Annotated in this window: 15 protein-coding genes; 4 read left to right on the top strand and 11 right to left on the bottom strand. The window is 57.5% G+C overall.

The features are described 5' to 3' along the window. Positions 1-10 precede the first annotated feature (10 nt). From aroB to ACIN8IBEIGE_RS00525, 7 genes are read right to left on the bottom strand one after another with little or no spacing between them, the layout of a single operon-like run. Positions 11-1,114, bottom strand: coding sequence for a 3-dehydroquinate synthase (aroB, locus tag ACIN8IBEIGE_RS00555; RefSeq protein WP_160012936.1), 1,104 nt, complete (start codon positions 1,112-1,114; stop codon positions 11-13). A 51-nt stretch (positions 1,115-1,165) separates the two neighbouring features. Beyond that, positions 1,166-1,684, bottom strand: coding sequence for a shikimate kinase AroK (gene aroK, locus ACIN8IBEIGE_RS00550; protein WP_090380567.1), 519 nt, complete (start codon positions 1,682-1,684; stop codon positions 1,166-1,168). Between the two features lie 4 nt (positions 1,685-1,688). Then, positions 1,689-3,776: a type IV pilus secretin PilQ gene (gene pilQ / locus ACIN8IBEIGE_RS00545; protein ID WP_160016271.1), complete on the bottom strand. Its 2,088-nt coding sequence runs from the start codon at positions 3,774-3,776 to the stop codon at positions 1,689-1,691. A gap of 55 nt (positions 3,777-3,831) precedes the next feature. Next, a complete protein-coding gene (gene pilP / locus ACIN8IBEIGE_RS00540; protein WP_218579693.1) occupies positions 3,832-4,353 on the bottom strand; it encodes a type 4a pilus biogenesis lipoprotein PilP in 522 nt (173 codons plus the stop codon). Next, the gene (gene pilO, locus ACIN8IBEIGE_RS00535) at positions 4,350-4,973 is read right to left on the bottom strand and encodes a type 4a pilus biogenesis protein PilO (protein ID WP_160012935.1); all 624 of its coding nucleotides are present in this window, start codon (positions 4,971-4,973) and stop codon (positions 4,350-4,352) included. Before pilO ends, pilP begins: the two co-directional genes overlap by 4 nt. Continuing rightward, positions 4,970-5,542: a type 4a pilus biogenesis protein PilN gene (pilN, locus tag ACIN8IBEIGE_RS00530; RefSeq protein WP_160012934.1), complete on the bottom strand. Its 573-nt coding sequence runs from the start codon at positions 5,540-5,542 to the stop codon at positions 4,970-4,972. The genes pilO and pilN overlap by 4 nt, the downstream gene beginning before the upstream one ends. Continuing rightward, entirely contained in the window at positions 5,542-6,606 is a 1,065-nt protein-coding gene (locus ACIN8IBEIGE_RS00525; RefSeq protein WP_160012933.1) for a pilus assembly protein PilM, read from the bottom strand. Before ACIN8IBEIGE_RS00525 ends, pilN begins: the two co-directional genes overlap by 1 nt. 184 nt (positions 6,607-6,790) lie before the next feature. Here ACIN8IBEIGE_RS00525 and ACIN8IBEIGE_RS00520 point away from each other — a divergent pair, with 184 nt between their 5' ends. Next, complete coding sequence (locus ACIN8IBEIGE_RS00520) at positions 6,791-9,205, top strand: penicillin-binding protein 1A (protein ID WP_372239974.1); 2,415 nt, start codon at positions 6,791-6,793, stop codon at positions 9,203-9,205. Positions 9,206-9,300: 95 nt separating this feature from the next. On the opposite strand, the gene ACIN8IBEIGE_RS00515 is transcribed toward ACIN8IBEIGE_RS00520, so the two are convergent. The 4 genes from ACIN8IBEIGE_RS00515 to rpmE form a co-directional block, all read right to left on the bottom strand. Continuing rightward, positions 9,301-10,569: a malic enzyme-like NAD(P)-binding protein gene (locus ACIN8IBEIGE_RS00515; RefSeq protein WP_160012931.1), complete on the bottom strand. Its 1,269-nt coding sequence runs from the start codon at positions 10,567-10,569 to the stop codon at positions 9,301-9,303. A 102-nt stretch (positions 10,570-10,671) separates the two neighbouring features. Continuing rightward, entirely contained in the window at positions 10,672-12,111 is a 1,440-nt protein-coding gene (locus tag ACIN8IBEIGE_RS00510; protein ID WP_160012930.1) for a M48 family metalloprotease, read from the bottom strand. Beyond that, entirely contained in the window at positions 12,108-12,908 is an 801-nt protein-coding gene (locus ACIN8IBEIGE_RS00505; protein ID WP_160016269.1) for a thermonuclease family protein, read from the bottom strand. The genes ACIN8IBEIGE_RS00510 and ACIN8IBEIGE_RS00505 overlap by 4 nt, the downstream gene beginning before the upstream one ends. Before the next feature lie 26 nt (positions 12,909-12,934). Next, entirely contained in the window at positions 12,935-13,150 is a 216-nt protein-coding gene (rpmE, locus tag ACIN8IBEIGE_RS00500) for a 50S ribosomal protein L31 (protein WP_090249983.1), read from the bottom strand. Positions 13,151-13,305: 155 nt separating this feature from the next. Here rpmE and ACIN8IBEIGE_RS00495 point away from each other — a divergent pair, with 155 nt between their 5' ends. The 3 genes from ACIN8IBEIGE_RS00495 (at position 13,306) to ACIN8IBEIGE_RS00485 (ending at position 18,346) form a co-directional block, all read left to right on the top strand. Then, positions 13,306-15,525 (top strand): primosomal protein N', encoded by a 2,220-nt coding sequence (locus tag ACIN8IBEIGE_RS00495; RefSeq protein ID WP_160012929.1) that lies wholly within the window; start codon positions 13,306-13,308, stop codon positions 15,523-15,525. A gap of 142 nt (positions 15,526-15,667) precedes the next feature. Then, the gene (gene dbpA / locus ACIN8IBEIGE_RS00490; protein ID WP_160012928.1) at positions 15,668-17,047 is read left to right on the top strand and encodes an ATP-dependent RNA helicase DbpA; all 1,380 of its coding nucleotides are present in this window, start codon (positions 15,668-15,670) and stop codon (positions 17,045-17,047) included. Positions 17,048-17,110: 63 nt separating this feature from the next. Further along, on the top strand, positions 17,111-18,346 hold the full coding sequence (locus ACIN8IBEIGE_RS00485; protein ID WP_160012927.1) for a diguanylate cyclase domain-containing protein: 1,236 nt from the start codon (positions 17,111-17,113) through the stop codon (positions 18,344-18,346). The last annotated feature ends 15 nt before the right edge of the window (positions 18,347-18,361 follow it).

Genomic DNA, 18,361 nt, shown 5'->3' with positions numbered 1-18,361 from the left:
GGGACACTCGTTAATTTTTAAGCTGAGCCAGCTGCACCGCATAGTCTGCGCTCAGCGTGGCATTCAAAATTCCCCGGGGAAAATCACCGGTTACAACCGCCTCACCCAAGCTGCGCAGCAATACGAGGCGCAGCTTGCCATCAAGCACTTTCTTGTCGACCGCCATATGCTCCATAAAGTCCTCAGGCGTCATTTCCTCAGGCGGAGCAACCGGTAAGCCCGCAGCAATAAACAACCTAACGGCACGCTCACGCTCGGCCGCGCTAATCCAACCCAACCGCTCAGACATATCCAGCGCCATCACTGTACCGGCGGCAACAGCCTCGCCATGCAGCCAAACACCGTAGCCCATGTGCGTTTCGATGGCATGGCCAAAGGTATGACCCAGGTTCAGGGTTGCCCGCACGCCAGACTCACGCTCATCCGCCGCCACCACGCGAGCCTTGGCCGCACAGGAGCGGGCAATTGCCGTCGTCAATGCAGCCTGATCAAGCGCACGCAGTGCAGACATATTCTCTTCGAGCCAGGACAGAAACGGCTCGTCACAGATCAGACCGTACTTGATCACCTCAGCCAAACCAGCAGATAACTCACGCGCAGGCAAAGTTGCCAGCGTAGCGGTATCGATCAACACGGCTTGCGGCTGGTAGAAGGCACCGACCATATTCTTACCCAGCGGATGGTTGATCCCAGTCTTGCCGCCGACCGATGAGTCAACCTGCGACAACAGCGTGGTTGGCACCTGGATAAAATTCACACCGCGCTGGTAACACGACGCGGCAAACCCCGCCATATCACCAATTACACCGCCACCCAAAGCGATGACAGTCGTGCGCCGATCATGCCGCGCGCCCAGCAACCCATCAAAAACCAGCTGCAGGGTTTCCCAGGTTTTATAACTCTCACCATCGGGCAAAACTACGGAGGTAATGAAATAACCCGCGAGCGAACGCTCAAGCGCAGCAAGATAAAGGGGGGCAACTGTCTCATTGGTCACTATCGCGACTTGCCGGCCCACTATATGGGTAGACAACAAATCCGCACGAGCCAACAGCTCGGCACCGATATAGATCGGGTAGCTGCGTTCACCAAGATCGACATTTAGAGTCTGCATAAAGCCCCCAGGTTACAAAGGGGCCTAGGATAGCGCAGTTCAGCCTGCGCTTTAACGGGGAGAAAGCGCCTCAAGACGCTCAAGAATCTCTTGCACAACCAGACGAGGCGGACGCTCGTCGGTTTCAACTACAACGTCGGCGATTTCACGGTAAAGCGGATCACGAACCGCCAATAACTCAGCTAGAACCTTACCCGGATCCGCCGAACGCAACAGCGGGCGATTGCGATCACGCGAAGTGCGATCCACCTGCTGCTCCACAGAAGCATGCAAGTAGACCACATGACCACCACGCCTTAGCGCAACACGATTTTCAGCACGCATTACCGCGCCACCACCAGTTGCCAAGACCATACCGTCAACATCACAAAGCTCTGCAATTACCGCCTGCTCACGCTCACGAAAACCCTGCTCGCCTTCAACATCAAAAATCCAAGGAATATCCGCACCCGTGCGCTGCTCAATCTCTTTATCAGAGTCTTTGAACGGCAACCGTAACTCTTTAGCAAGCAAGCGTCCGATGGTGCTTTTACCAGCGCCCATCGGACCAACAAGAATCAAGTTCCGCACTGAATCAACGACTCACCGCGATGGCTTGGTTGTTCATGATGCGTGGAGTCAGGAAGATCAACAGCTCTGATTTTTCTTCCTTCACTATATCTCGCTTAAACAGACGCCCGAGGTAAGGCAGATCCCCCAAGAAAGGGACCTTATCAACACTTTTGGTTTGTGTATTAGAGAAAACACCGCCAATAACTATCGTCTCACCGTCACTAACGAGAACCTTAGCGTTGACTTCGTTTTTATTAATCGGCGGCACACCATTTACCGCTTGAGAGAAATCAGGCGCGTCCTTTGTAACTTTTACCTCCATGATGATCCTATTATCTGGAGTGATCTGAGGTGTAACCTCTAGCGAAAGCGCTGCCTCTTTAAAAGATGTAGTACTGGCACCACTAGAACTAGCTTCCTGATATGGAATTTCAGCACCTTTAAGAATTTTGGCGGTTTCCTTATCAGAAGTTACAACCTTTGGCTGAGAGACCACTTCACCGTTGCCAGTTTTTTCCATCGCCGAGAGTTCAAGATCTAGGATAGTGTTATTCGTTATAAAGCCGATACCAATCCCCGAAGTAAGATCTTCCACACCAAGATCTACAAAATTACCAACAGATGACGAAGGATTCTGGGTACCTGGGTTCTGCCCATAGCCTGGGGCACCTACACGGTTACCACCATTACCGCCAACCACAAAATTGCTGTTGCCTACACGAGCACCACGCCAGTTAACACCAAGTTGCTTATCATAATCGACATTAGCCTCAACAATTCTCGCCTCAATCATAACCTGACGCACAGCAACATCAAGCTGAGAGACTATACGACGAAGCTCATCTAAACGATCTTGCGTTTGATAGGCAATAATACTGTTTGTTCTATCATCAACCGTTATGGATCCGCGATCATCCGCAGTGCCATCTGCACTTGTTACGGATTGAAAAAGCTGGGCCATATCTGATGCCTTGGCATAATTCACTTGAATCAATTCACGACGCAAAGGTGCCAGCTCAGCAATCTGCTTTTGCGCTTCAAGCTCCTGCCTCTCACGCGCTGCTATTTCATCTGCGGGCGCCACAAGGAGCACATTACCTATCTTACGCTTATCTAAACCTTTCGTTTTCAGGACAAGATCTAAGGCCTGATCCCATGGAACATTCTGTAATCGGAGAGTAATATTCCCAGTAACAGTATCACTAGCCACCAAATTCAGATCGGTAAAGTCTGCAATCAGCTGTAGCACCGATCGCACATCAATATCTTGAAAATTAAGAGAAAGCTTTTCGCCTGCATACGCAAAACTATCGGCCTTACGCTTTTCAGCCTCACTCTGAGTCAAAGGCTTAACACTTAAAGTTAGCTTATTATCTGTTTGATAAGCCAAGTAGTCATACACACCAGAGGACTCGATAACAACGCTAACCTTATCAGATGCACTAGTGGTACTAACATATTGAACCGGAGTAGCAAAATCCTTCACATCAAGCTTCACACGAAGAGACTCCGGCAACTGTGTCTTGGCAAAATCTAAGCGAATTTTACCACCTTGATCTTGTATGTCAGGACTTACAGACGCATCAGACAAGGTTATAACCACATTCCCCTCACCCTGCTCGCCACGCTGAAAATCTATATTGTTAATCCCCCTCACTTGCGGAGAGTATTTCTTCGCAGCAACAACGGGCTTAGCAACAGCAGAACCGGTCGCCGCAGCCTGAATTTTAGAGCTCTCGCCAACCACAACAAAGAGACTGTTACCCTCTGCGCGAGTGTGGTATGGAGAAAGACTCGATAGGTTAATTACAAGCCGAGTACGATCTTTCGCCTCAACCACGGTAACACTACGAGCGTTACCAACACCGAGCTCTTTATTTTTCACACCTAACTTGTTCGAAACACCTGGCAAGTCAAGCGCAATACGTGCAGGCTGCTCGATTGTATAACCACGAGGAGCAAGAACAGGCTCGTCAAAAGTCAACTTCAACTCAACGCGATCCCCCGGCAAAGCTGCAACATCAAGCGCCATTAAATCAGCAGCCATCAACGACGGAGAAACAAGCGCAGCAAGAAGAGGGAGACCAATAAAAGACGGGGATATGTTCATAATCATATTCCACTGAGCAGATCGGTTATTCTTTTTCATATTCATTCCGCCCTGGTTAAGAGCGCTCCTTTAGAGACAGGCTACGCGGCCGTTCCAACCAACCGCCCTCACCATCCGGAACGATTTCGACTACATCAATTTTAGATTCATCTATAGCAAGTATTCGCCCATGGTTTCGGCCGAGATAATCACCCACCCGAACCCGGTGAACCCCCCCAGCACCATTTACCAACGCAAAAGTGCCAGCATCGTTAGCCAAGGTGCCGACCATTACAAAGGCTTCTATATTAAAACCTTCCAGAAATTGCTTAGTGCGTGTTTCATCTGGCTTTATGTCTTTAGAGCCTTTCTGCCGATCCACCACCTCCAACTTGACTGGAGGTTGAAATGGACTTCTCAACGCAGCAGCGCTATACGCAAAGCTTTCATAAGGTTGAAATTTTGGCAACGGCTCAATTTCACCTTTAGGACGCGCGCGCACCTCATCCATATACGCTTGGAGATCTGAATAATCACCACCGCCGCACCCGGAGACAGCCAAAATTGAAAGCACAAGTACAGACCTGAAAAACATCATTGTGCGCCCCCCTTATCATTATAACGATAAGTTTTGGCCAATATGCTCATGCGCAACTTAGACGAACCATCAGCACTAGCCGGCACAAGATTAAAGTCATGTAACGTAACAATTCGTGGAAGGCTTGCAACACCACTGACAAAGGTAGCCAAATCATGGTATGCCCCCACAACAGTTATTTGAATAGGCAGCTCTATATAAAACTGCTGAGCAGCCTCAGGCAACAACTTAATCTCTTCAAACTCCAAGCCACTACCAAGCCCCGTCCTCGTTATGTCCTCCAGCAGCCCAGGGACTTCAGTATCACTTGGTAGCTGCTTCAAAAGCGCGCCAAATGAAACCTCCATTTCTTGCATTTGATCTTTATAGGCATCAAGGTTTGCAGCCTGAAAAGCCTTACTTGAAAACTGTTCTTTTAGGGCAATTTCTTCAGCCTTTTTCCCATCTAACTGAATCTGCAGATCCTTAAGGTGAAAATTGTAACCCAATGCAACAACTGCAAGCAGCAGCAAAACACCCGAAATAAACTTTACCGCTGCCGGCCAAGAACCAACATTATTAAAATCAAGATCATTTAAATCAATTTGCCTCAGGCTTTCTAAAGAATCATTAAGACTCATTGCTTAGCCCCCTCTATCGCAAGCACCGGCTGTGTCTGCTGCACACTTAGCTGAAACACATTAGCCTGATCCACCGCACCCGCCGTCACAGACTTAACCTCAGTAAGATTTGGCGCAGTCAGCCATTCCGATGCGTCCAAATTCCGCATCAGGTTCGAAACACGATTGTTCGACTCAGCAGCGCCAACAATAGCGATATTTTTTGCGGTCATTTTTACGCCAGTAAAATAAACACCGTCGGGCAATGTTCTAACCAACTGATCAAAGACACGACCAATGATTGGCCGATTACCTTGCAAGTCCTGAATAATTTTCATCCGTTCAAGAAGCTGCTGACGACGGGTCTTCAGCTCACTGATCTCTTTAATACGAGCATCTAGGACAGCAATTTCTTTACGCACAAATTCATTTCGTGCGTCTTGTTGCTCAATCGCCCCACTCAGATATTGATCCCCGAGAAATACAGTGCCTGCTGCAACAACAAATACACCGACAAGCGTCACCAGAAAGCGCTGCTTGCGCTCTTCGCGCAGCTGCTCACGCCAGGGTAGAAGGTTAATCCGCGCCATTAGTCGAAACTCCTCATCGCCAGACCACAGGCAATCATCAAGGCTGGCGCATCGCTGGCGAGCGCACCGGCATTGACCTTGCCGCTCAGCGCCATCTCAGCGAATGGATTGGCAACCAATGTCTGGGTGCCTATTTTCTGCTGAATCAAGCGGTCAAGGTCTGGAATCGACGCGGTGCCGCCAGCCAATAAGATGTAGTCAACATCATTAAACTGACCAGCAGCGAAGAAGAACTGTAGCGAACGAGCCACCTGTTGAACTACAGCCTCTTTAAATGGCTGCAAGACCTCACTGTCATAGTCATCGGGCAAGCCACCTTGTTTCTTGGCCAGGCCAGCTTCCTCAACAGAAAGCCCGTAACGACGCTGAATTTCTTCGGTAAGTTGCTTGCCGCCAAACAGCTGCTCACGGGTATAGATAGTACGGCCATTGTGCAGGACGCTGAGTGTGGTCATGGTTGCGCCAATATCGACAACCGCAACAGTCAGCTCATCCCGGCCACCGCCAAGCTGATCAATCAACAGACCGTATGCCCGCTCGAGCGCGTAAGCCTCGACATCAACCACTTTTGCGGTAAGGCCGGCGAGCGCCAAAGCGGCCTCTCGCACCTCGACGTTTTCCTTGCGGCACGCGGCAAGTAGCACATCGACACGATCGGCATTGCGAGCAGACGCGCCCTGCACTTCGAAATCGATCGCGACTTCTTCCAGCGGATAGGGAATGTACTGGTCGGCCTCAATCTTCAGCTGATTTTCAAGCTCATCATCAGAAAGCCCAGCTTCCATTTCGATGGTCTTGGTAATCACTGCCGACCCAGCCACCGCCACTGCGACGGTTTTCACGCCGCTTTTGGCTTTAGCAAGTACGCGCGAAAGCGCCTGCCCCACCCCTTCCAGTTCGGCGATGTTCTTTTCGACCACCGCATTTGGTGGGAGCGGCTCGACTGCGTAAGCCTCTACCTTGTAGCGGCTTCCGGAGCGGCTCAATTCGAGGAGCTTGACGGAGGTCGAACTGATATCGATCCCGAGTAGCGTATTCGCTTTCTTATTGAAGAGCCCTAGCACGACCGATTTCCTATTGGCATCCGCGACTTACGGACTATTTATGTTTTTTCACATTAAATAACAGTCTTGACAGAAGCGCAAATGGCTACCCAGCAAAAAAACCGCTTATAATGTGATCAGTTTTTCTCTTTTAACCTTGTGTTCCGCTTAACTCGTTCTTTTATCTGGAAATCCAAAAATCTTGATGCGTCTTTTGCGTTTTTTCTGCTGGTCTGGCCTCACCGCTTTTTGTGGCCTGGTACTCAGTTTCAGCGGGGCCTTCCTCTATCTTAGCCCCAGCCTCCCATCCGTCGAATCTTTGCGCAGCATTCAACTGCAGATTCCTCTGCGGGTTTACAGCAGCGACGCCAAGCTGATTGCCGAATTCGGTGAAATGCGCCGCTCGCCAATCGCCTTCGCGGACATTCCACAAGACTTCATCAGTGCCTTGCTGGCAGCTGAGGACGACAATTTTGCCAACCATTATGGCGTCGACCTTACCAGCCTGATGCGCGCTGCAACGCAAATCTTGAAAAGCGGGCAGATTCAAACGGGCGGCAGCACCATTACCATGCAGGTAGCGAAGAACTTCTTCCTTACCAGCGAAAGAAGTTTCTCGCGCAAGATCAACGAGATACTTCTGGCTCTGCAAATTGAACGGGAGCTCAGCAAGAACGAAATTCTTGAACTTTATGTGAACAAGATCTACCTCGGAAATCGCGCTTACGGTATTGAAGCGGCCGCGCAGGTTTATTACGGAAAATCCATTCGTGACGTCAGCCTTTCACAAATGGCGATGATTGCCGGCCTGCCGAAAGCGCCTTCACGCTTCAACCCCCTGGTCAACCCGACCCGCGCTCTGGAACGCCGCGACTGGATTCTCGGGCGCATGCACAGCCTTGGTCGTATCGACCAGCAGCGTTATGAAGAAGCCCTGGCCGAGCCGATCAACGTCAGTTACCACGTTCCAACGCCAGAGCTGGTAGCGCCCTATATTGCTGAGATGGCACGCGCCGAAATGGTTGGGCGCTATGGCAGCGAGGCGTACACCGAAGGTTTTAACGTCACCACCACGGTGCCCAGCGACCTGCAGCAGGCGGCCAACACTGCCGTACGCGAAGGCCTGATCACCTACGATCAGCGCCACGGCTATCGCGGCCCGGAAAGCCGCCTACCGGGTATGACCAAGGAAAACTGGCAAGCCGAACTGAGCAAGCAGACCTCTCTCGGCGGCCTGGAACCAGCCATTGTCACTGGCGTGGAAAAAAGTGGAATCATGGTTCTGCTGCGCAACGGTGAAGAACATGCAGTGGCCTGGGACAGCATGAAATGGGCACGCCCATTTCTGAACACCAACAGTCTCGGCCCTCGGCCACAGCAACCCGCTGACGTCAGCCAGATTGGCGATCTGATCCGCGTGCAACGCCAGGAAGACGGCAGCCTGCGCTTCGTTCAACTGCCCGCGGCGCAGAGCGCTCTGGTATCGCTGGATCCGAATAGCGGCGCCATTCGTGCCCTGGTCGGCGGTTTCTCATTTGAGCAGAGCAACTACAACCGCGCCGCACAAGCCAAACGTCAGCCGGGCTCAAGCTTCAAGCCCTTCGTTTACAGTGCTGCGTTGGATAAAGGCTATACCGCCGCCACATTGGTCAATGACGCGCCTATCGTGTTTGCCGACGATGCGCTGTCGCAGGTATGGCGGCCGAAGAATGACAACAACACCTTCCTCGGCCCGATCCGCCTGCGCGAGGCCTTGTACCGTTCACGCAACCTGGTTTCCATTCGCCTGCTGCAGGACCTCGGTATCGACAGCACCCTGAGCTATATCGAGCGCTTCGGTTTTGAAAAGAAAGACCTGCCGCCCAATCTGTCCCTGGCACTAGGCACCGCGAGCCTGACGCCAATGGAGATCGCCGAAGGCTGGAGCGTTTTTGCCAGCGGCGGCTACAAGACCGAGCCTTACCTGATCGAACGGATCGAAGACCGCACCGGTAAGCAGCTGTTCAACGCCAACCCCGCACAGACCCCAATCGGCATTGCCCTGCGCGCAGAGCAGCGCAGCGCCGTACAACTCAGTGTCGGCGACCAGCCTCTGCCACCTGAGCCGGTGCTGGCCGAGCAGATCATCGACGAGCGCACCGCGTACATCATGACCAGCATGCTCCAGGATGTGATCAAGCGCGGCACTGGCCGCCGTGCCATGGCCCTGGGTCGTGATGACCTGGCAGGCAAAACCGGCACCACCAACGAGTCAAAAGACAGTTGGTTCTCCGGTTACAACGCCGACTACATCACCACCGTCTGGGCCGGCTTCGATCAGCCGGAAAGCCTTGGCCGTAACGAGTATGGCGGCACCGTAGCTCTGCCAATCTGGATGAGTTATATGGCCGCGGCCCTCAAGGACAAGCCTAGCCACCAGCTGCCAGAACCCGAAGGCCTGCTGACCCTGCGCATCGACCCACACAGCGGCCGCGCGGCTACACCCGATACGCCAGATGCCTACTTCGAGCTGTTCAAAAGTGAAGACTCGCCCCCCCCCATGGGCGAATTTGAGCCTGGCATGTATATCCCTGGCAGCCCGCTGCCCGCTGATGAGTCCGCGCCGATCGACCTGTTCTAAACGACTCGCCCCATTCGCGACAGCCTGAAACAGACAAATTAACGTCAATAAAAAACCCGCCGAAACGGGTTTTTTATTGCTCTTGAGCTAAGCGATTAGCCGTTGAACACGTCGTTTACCGACTGCAGCGGGTAATGCTTTGGATACGGCAGGGTTGCCACACCACTTTCAATTGCGGCCTTGGCTACGGCATCGCAAACCACAGTGATCAGGCGCGGGTCCATCGGCTTCGGAATGATGTATTCGCGACCGAACGACAAGGCAATGCCACCGTAGGCATCACAGACTTCCTGCGGCACCGGCAGTTTGGCCAGGTCACGCAGAGCCAGGGCTGCAGCGATCTTCATTTCTTCGTTGATGCGGGTCGCGCGAACGTCCAGCGCACCACGGAAGATGAACGGGAAACCCAGCACGTTGTTGACCTGGTTCGGGTAGTCGGAACGACCGGTGGCCATGATCACGTCATTACGCACTTCATGAGCCAGCTCCGGTTTGATTTCCGGGTCCGGGTTGGAGCAGGCGAAGACGATCGGGTTGGCCGCCATACGCTTGAGATCTTCCGGCGCCAGCAGGTTGGCACCCGACAGGCCGACGAATACGTCAGCACCCTCCAGGGCATCAGACAGGGTCCGCTTATCGGTTTCGCTGGCGAATACCGCCTTGTACTGATTGAGGTCATCACGACCGGCGTGGATCACGCCTTTGCGGTCGATCATAAAGATGTTCTCGACCTTGGCGCCCATGCTCACCAACAGCTTCATGCAGGAGATTGCAGCAGCGCCAGCACCCAGGCAGACGATCTTGGCTTCCGGCAGAGTCTTACCGGCGATTTCCAGGGCGTTGAGCATGCCAGCCGCGGTGACGATAGCGGTGCCGTGTTGGTCATCGTGGAACACCGGAATGTCGCACTGTTCGATCAGCGTGCGTTCAATTTCAAAGCACTCAGGGGCCTTGATGTCTTCCAGGTTGATGCCACCAAAGGTGATCGAGATACGGCGTACGGTGTCGATAAAGGCCTGCGGGCTTTCGGACTCGACTTCGATGTCGAATACATCGATACCAGCAAAGCGCTTGAACAGCACGCCTTTACCTTCCATCACAGGCTTGGAAGCCAGCGGACCGAGATCGCCGAGACCGAGAATAGCGGTACCGTCAGAAATGACTGCCACCAGGTTGCCTTTGCCGGTGTAGCGGTACGCCAGTTCCGGATCACGCGCGATTTCGCGCACAGGCTCAGCGACGCCCGGGCTGTAGGCCAGGGACAGATCGCGTGCGGTTGCGGTGGGCTTGGTTAGCTCGACACTCAGCTTACCCGGACGGGGATTGGCGTGATATTCGAGAGCGGCTGTTTTCAAATCAGACATGTTGGCATTTCCGCTTTGGGCTGTTGAACAGGCAGGCGGCCGAGGATACGCAAGTTGTATACAGCTGCACAAGACTGGCAAGTCCGTATGCGCACGCAGGCCCTAGCGCACGACCTTCAGCCAGTCGCCAGCGCGCGGCTGACCTGACGGATAAAGGTTATTCAGCAGGCGCAGGGTCTTCAGCGCATCCCCCGGCAACTTGCTGCCCTTGGCCAGCGCCTCGATGGTTTGTCCCGGCTTGGCCTTGACCATCTGCAAACGTAGCGGCTGCGCCTGCTGGTACTCGGCACTGGTCATCGGCCGGAAGCTTTTGATCACGCTGAGAAACTGCTCATCCTGGCTTTCCAGCGAGGCGCGACCACGCACCGCAGCGACAAACAGGTAAACCCGTGGGCCATGCTGAATAACCGCCACGCGCTTGGCGGCATTGCCTGGAAGCACCGCGCTATAGCCCTTGAGGCCGGCCTGCTGCAACTCGACACCGGCCACCAACCGCTGGCCGCCGACGCGCTGGCGCAACAGCTCAGCCGGTGTCAGATTTTGCGGATTGTCTTCCAGGGTCATGGCGATAAATGCCTGCTGGTCGGCGGTGTGACCGATCAGCGCATCCGGGCGGTTGACCAGATCCCAGCCCTGGGGAAACACGAGGGTAAAGTTCAGATCAGCATGGTAGAAACGCTGGCCGCGACGCACACCGGTTTCGGCGGAATCGCCAAAGGGCAAACCGTCCAGGTGCTTGAGAAAAGCATCACGATTGACCTCCTGCTGCCCGGTGGCCAAGGCCCGCGCCGGGCCCAGCACCTGCTGCAAGCGCCGGTCGTTATCCGGATGGGTATCAAACAGCCCGTGGTAACCACCCGCAGGCTGCGCCTCACCGCGCGCGGCAGCCTGGTCACGGGCGAAGTCTTCCTGATTCTTCAGCACCTTGACCACTTCGATCATCGCCTGCGGGTCATAGCCGCTGCGCGCCAGGTACTGCGCGCCGAGGCCATCAGCCTCCAGCTCCATATCGCGACCATAGCCACGGACAAAAGCGCTACCCAGCACACTGGTGACATCGGCAGCGGCACCCACGCCAGTGCCAATCGCCACCGCCTGGCCGAGCAAGCCCCAGGCAGTGGACTGGCTTTGCTGCTGCACGCTATGCCGCGCGGTGACGTGGCCCACCTCGTGACCGAGCACGGCGGCCAGCTCGGCTTCCGAGCTGAGATAGGCCAGCAGCCCACGATGGATATAGATGTAGCCGCCCGGCAAGGCAAAGGCGTTGATGTCCGGGCTATCGACCACGGTGAACTGATAGGCCAACTGGTTACGGTGGCTGTTCTTCGCCACCCGCTCACCTACCTGCTGCACATAAGCCTGCAACTTTTCGTCGGCGTAGCGCGGATTTTCCTTGAGGATCTGCTGGTTGTAACGACGGCCGAGGTCGAGCTCCTGTTGCTCGCTCATCATCACGAAGTCACTGCGACCGGTAGTCGGATTGACCGCACAGCCTGCCAGCTGCATCAGCAGGACAAACAGCATCAGTACGCGCAGGATCATGGCAACACCTCCAACATGGCCTGATCGGTCAATGGCAGCATCCAGCGCGCCTGCCCCGCACGCAAGCCGCCACGCCTGGAACGGTCGATGACCCAGCCGCGAACTTCGACCTGGCGACCTTCAAGGTTTTCGACAGCACGCAGATCAAAATTGCTCAACGCCCGGGGCGCGATATGCAGCACCAGCGAATCGCCCATTTCCAGCCACAGGCCGCCGCCATTGCGCTCGACACGTTCAACCTGGCCTTGCAGCAGAGCAAAGCCGCCGCTTTTCAACTGCTCGGCGGCTTGCACCGGTGAACGCTGCCAGAGCCCGGCACGGGTCTGCCGCGCACCGCGCTCGGCGGCTTGCTGGCACTGCACCAGCGCCAGATTAGGCGCAACCGCCACCTGATAGCCCAAGCCTTCGGCCAACAACTGCGCCTCCAGATTGCGGCCACGGCTGTCATAGGCATGCGCCAGGGTACGCCCGTAGTGGTCCTTGGCCTGCCGACCAAGCTGCAAGGTCACCCGGCCATCACTGGCCGCCACCAGCGCCTGCAAGCGTTTGCGCGCTGCCTCGGCAAAAGGCTCGGCAGAACGCCCCTGCCGGCCCATCTCCGGGCTGTTCAAGCCGATCAAGCGCACTGTCCGGCCATCGACCAGACGCAGAGTGTCGCCGTCCACCACCCGCTGCACCTTGGCGCTGGGCAGGTTGCCCGGCGCCGGACAGAACGCCAGAGCACCGCCGGCATAAACGCCGAAAACGAAAAAGGCGCCCACAAGGGACGCCTTTTTCAGTAGCGCGGTGCAACCCATGTGGGTCTGCATCGCTGCGCGCAAGCTTACTGCTTGGCGCCGAACATGCCGAAACGCTGCTTGAAGCGATCAACACGGCCGCCGGTATCCAGCATTTTCTGCTTGCCGGTGTAGAACGGGTGGCACTCGTTGCACACGTCCAGGCTCAGCGGCTTGGCCAGGGTGGAGCGAGTTTCGATCACGTTGCCACAGCTGCAAGTGGCGGTGACGGCTACATAGTTCGGGTGGATATCGGCTTTCATGATGATTCCTCAGGGCTGTCGTGCCGCCACCAGACACTATTGTCAGGTACCGCACGGAAATAGGCCGGCGATAATACCAGAGCACCGCCGCGACGCAAGGCCGGCCGTCGACTGGCGCATGCTAAGATCGCGCCCTGCAACCAGGAGCCCATCGCTTGTCCGACGTTATTTTGCGCCTCGCCTTGCCCTCGCCGCTGCGCCGCCTGTTCGACTACCGCGCCCCGCCCGGTGTGCCGCGCAGCGCCTTGCAACCCGGCGCGCGACTGCGCGTGCCGTTTGGCCGACGCGAAATGATCGGCATCCTGATCGAGCTGACCGAGCACAGCGACGTGCCGGCCGCCAAGCTCAAGCCCGCCCTGCAGTTGCTTGACGCCCAGTCGCCACTGCCGCCCGCACTGTTCAAGCTGTGCCTGTGGACCGCGCAGTATTACCAGCACAGCCTGGGCGACACCCTGAGCTGGGCGCTGCCGGTACTGCTGCGCCAGGGCGAGCCGGCGGAAGTGCGCCAGCAGCGCTTCTGGTCGGTCACACCCGGCGCACAACTGGACGACCCACGCCTGAGCCGCGCACCGCGCCAGCGCGACGCTCTGAAAACCCTGGCCCAGCACCCCCACGGCGTTGCCCATGCACTGCTGAGCAAACTGCAGCTGAACAAGGACAGCCTTGACCTGCTGCTGGAAAAGGGCTTGGTACAGATTGACGTGCGCCGCCATGCGCCAAGCGAGCGCCACGCCAACTGGCTGGCGCAACCGGAACTGCCGCTGAATGCCGAACAGCGTGCGGCCAGCGAAACGATCCGCTCAGGTTTCGGCAGTTTCAACGCCTTTCTTCTGGCAGGCGTCACGGGCAGCGGCAAGACCGAGGTGTACCTGCAGCTGATCCGCGAAACCCTGGAGGCAGGCAAGCAGGCCCTAGTGCTGATCCCGGAGATCAACCTCGGGCCGCAGACCTTGGCGCGCTTCGAGCAGCGCTTTAACGCGCGCATTGCCCTGCTGCACTCGGCTGTGAACGACCGCGAACGCCTGGACGCCTGGCTGGCGGCGCGTGATGGAGAGGCCGATATCATCATCGGCACCCGCTCGGCGCTGTTCACCCCGATGCAACGGCCGGGGCTGATCATCATCGACGAGGAACACGACGCCTCTTATAAACAGCAGGAAGGCCTGCGCTACCACGCCCGAGATCTGGCAGTGGTGCGCGCGCATCAGGACAACATCCCGATCGTGCTGGGCTCGGCCACGCCCTCGCTGGAAAGCCTGCACAACGCCCACAACGGCCGTTACGCCCTGCTGCATCTGCATGAACGCGCCGGCGGCGCCAAGCAGCCGCGCTTTCTGCGCCTGGATGTGAAAAGCCGACCGCTGGATTCTGGCATCTCCGGCCCCATGCAGCAGGCGATCGCCCAAACCCTGCAAGCAGGCCAGCAGGTGCTGGTGTTCCTCAACCGCCGCGGCTTTGCCCCCACCCTGCTCTGCCACGACTGCGGCTGGCTGTCCGAGTGCCCGCGCTGCGACGCGCGGATGACCGTGCACCAGCGTTCACGCGAGCTGCGCTGCCACCACTGCGGCCACGTCGAGCGCCAGCCGAGCAACTGCCCGAAGTGCAATAACGTCGACCTGCGCCCGGTCGGCGCCGGCACCGAGCGCGCCGAAGAACGCCTGGAGATTCTCTTCCCCGACGTGCCGGTCTTGCGCGTCGACCGCGACAGCACCTCGCGCAAGGAGGCCATGACCACCCTGTTCAACACTGTGCAGCGCGGCGAGCCGTGCATCCTGGTCGGCACGCAGATGCTCGCCAAGGGTCACCACTTTCCACGCGTCACCCTGGTGGCGATTCTGGATGCCGATGGTGGTCTGTTTTCCGCCGATTTTCGCGCCAGCGAGCGCATGGCCCAGCTGATCGTGCAGGTCGCCGGACGCGCCGGCCGCGCCGAGGAACCGGGCAAGGTGATTATCCAGAGCCACCTGGCCGACCATCCTTTATTGGTGCAGCTGACCGAGCAGGGCTACTTCGCCTTCGCCGAACAGGCCCTGAGTGAACGGCGCAGCGCCGGCCTGCCGCCGTTCTGCCATCTCGCGCTGCTGCGCGCCGAAGCGCACAAACCCGGCCAGGCAGAAGGCTTTCTCGACGACGCCTGCACCGAAGCCGAACTGTTGTTGAACGAGCTGAAACTCAGTGGCATCGAACTGCTCGGCCCAGTGCCTGCACCGATGGAGCGCCGTGCCGGTCGTTACCGCGCCCAGTTGCTAGTGCAGGCCAACGCCCGCGCGCCGCTGCACCGCCTGCTCAACACCTGGATGCACGCCCTGGAACAGATGCCCAGCGGCCGCGCCGTGCGCTGGTCATTGGATGTAGATCCCATCGACCTGTTCTAGAGCCTATAACGATCTGCTGCGCGTCGGCCCTGCTGCGTTAGAAACAACTTCTAAACACTGCAAAGGCCGGCTGACCGTTAGAGCTAAGCCACAGCAGCGAGCCTGTTACACTGCACGCCATTTCGTTTAGCAGGCCTGTACCGTGACCAACACCGCTTTCTCTTCTCTGCCGCTTTCCGCCGCCATGCTGGCCAACCTCGAGTCCCTCGGTTACGCCGAGATGACCCCGATCCAGGCGCAGAGCCTGCCGGTAATGCTCAAGGGCATGGATCTGATTGCCCAGGCCAAGACTGGCAGCGGCAAGACCGCGGCCTTCGGCATCGGCCTGCTCAACCCGCTCAACCCACGCTACTTCGGCTGTCAGGCGCTGGTGCTGTGCCCGACCCGCGAGCTGGCCGACCAGGTGGCCAAGGAACTGCGCCGCCTGGCGCGCTCGGCAGACAACATCAAGATTCTCACCCTGTGCGGCGGTGTGCCGTTCGGCCCGCAGATCGGCTCACTGGAACACGGCGCGCAGATCATCGTCGGCACCCCGGGGCGCATCCAGCAGCACCTGAGCAAGGGCACCCTCAAGCTCGACGGCCTCAATACCCTGGTACTCGACGAAGCCGACCGTATGCTCGACATGGGCTTCTACGACAGCATCGCCGACATCATCGGGCAGACCCCGAGCCGTCGGCAGACCCTGTTGTTTTCCGCCACCTACCCGGCCGGGATCAAGCAACTGGCCGCGGCCTTTATGCGCGACCCACAGCAGGTCAAGGCCGAGGCGCTGCACGACGACACGCAGATCGAGCAGCGCTTCTACGAAATCGCCCCGGAAGAGCGCCTGGACGCCGTGGTCAAGCTGCTCAACAGCTTCCGCCCGCAGTCCTGCGTGGCCTTCTGCTTTACCAAGCAACAGTGCCAGGACGTGGTAGACCACCTGACTGCCAAAGGTATCTCGGCCGCCGCGCTGCACGGTGACCTGGAACAACGCGACCGTGACCAGGTGTTGGCGATGTTTGCCAACCGCAGCCTGTCAGTTCTGGTAGCCACCGATGTGGCCGCACGCGGCCTGGATATCGATGCCCTGGACATGGTGATCAACGTCGAACTGGCGCGCGACTCGGAAATTCACATCCACCGCGTCGGCCGCACCGGGCGTGCCGGTGAAAAGGGCCTGGCCGTGAGTCTGGTCGCGCCAGCCGAAGGCCATCGTGCCCAGGCCATCGAAACCCTGCAGAAATCGCCGCTCAACTGGCATCCGCTGAGCAGCCTGAAACACCAGGGCGGCGCGCCATTGCAGCCATCGATGATCACCCTGTGCATCGGTGCCGGGCGCAAAGACAAACTGCGCCCCGGCGATATTCTCGGTGCCCTGACGGGCGCGGCGGGCATCCCTGGCACACAGGTCGGCAAGATCGCCATCTTCGACTTCCAGGCCTATGTCGCCGTTGAGCGCAGCGTGGCCATGCAGGCACTCAAATGCCTCAGCGAGGGCAAAATCAAGGGCCGCTCGCTGCGTATTCGTACCCTATAGTTGCCGCATAAGCTAAATAGACGGCTGCAGTGAAGCGGCCAGCGACAGAGGAGTAGCCCCCCCTTGCGCAATATTCTGGTGATCGAAGACAGCCCACTGGTGCTGAAAATTCTCGAACATCTGTTTCGCAAGGAGACCGGCTTTCAGCCGATCTTCTGCGCGTCCATGGGCGAAGCCCAGGTAATGCTGGAAACCTCGGCCGAGCTGTTCTTCGCCGCCATCGTCGACCTCAACCTGCCGGACGCCCCGGACGGTGAGATTGTCGACGTGGTGATGGGTTATCACCTGCCTTGCATCGTGCTCAGCGGCACCTACAACGAGCAGCGCCGCGATCAGATGCTGCTCAAAGGCGTGGTCGATTACGTGCTCAAGGAAAGCCAGCACTCCTACGAGTACGCCTTCCGCCTGCTGCACCGCCTGGAAAGCAACAGCGAGGTGAAGATCCTTATCGCCGAGGACTCCGACGCCACCCGCCATTACATCCGCCACGTACTGACGCCGCATCGCTACCAGATTCTCGAAGCCTGCGACGGCGACGAAGCCCTGCGCACCCTCAAGGAACAGCCGGATATCGACCTGCTGGTGGTCGACCACAGCATGCCGGGGCTCAGCGGTTTTGATCTGGTCAAACTGCTGCGGCAGAAGATGAAGCGCCACGAGCTGATCATTCTCGGCCTGTCCGCCGACACCAAGGGCTCGCTCAGCGCCAAGTTCATCAAGCACGGTGCCGACGACTTCCTGCGCAAGCCCTTCTGCCCGGAAGAACTCAACTGCCGGGTGATGTCGACCCTGGAGCGCCGCGACCTGCTACGCGCCCTCAAGCAGGCCGCGCAGTTCGACGCCCTCACCGGCCTGAACAACCGCCGCGCCTTTTATGAGCACGGCCAGCAGCTGTTCCAGCAGGCCCGCTCCGGCGGGCGCGACCTCAGCGTGGCGATGCTCGATCTGGACTTCTTCAAGCGGATCAACGACGAACACGGCCATGCCAGCGGCGACGCGGCACTGATTGCCTTCTCCCGCGCGTTTTCCGCCGCCTTCCCCGACGCCCTGCTCGGCCGCCTGGGCGGTGAAGAGTTCGCCATGGTCAGCCAGCAGGATGCTGCGACCTTAAGCGACACCCTCGACCAGCTACGCAGCCATTGCGCCACCTTGAAGTACGCCATCGGCGCACCACCACTGTCCTTCAGCGCCGGTATCTACAACGGCGCCCCGGATGATCTGGAAAGCCTGCTGCACCAGGCCGACCTGCGCTTGTATCAGTCCAAGAATCAGGGCCGCGGGCGTAACTGCTGGCAATAGCCAGCGCTGACTGAC

This window comes from Pseudomonas sp. 8BK (assembly GCF_902506475.1).
Taxonomy (GTDB): domain Bacteria; phylum Pseudomonadota; class Gammaproteobacteria; order Pseudomonadales; family Pseudomonadaceae; genus Aquipseudomonas; species Aquipseudomonas anguilliseptica.
This window is presented reverse-complemented; position numbering and strand designations above follow the sequence as displayed.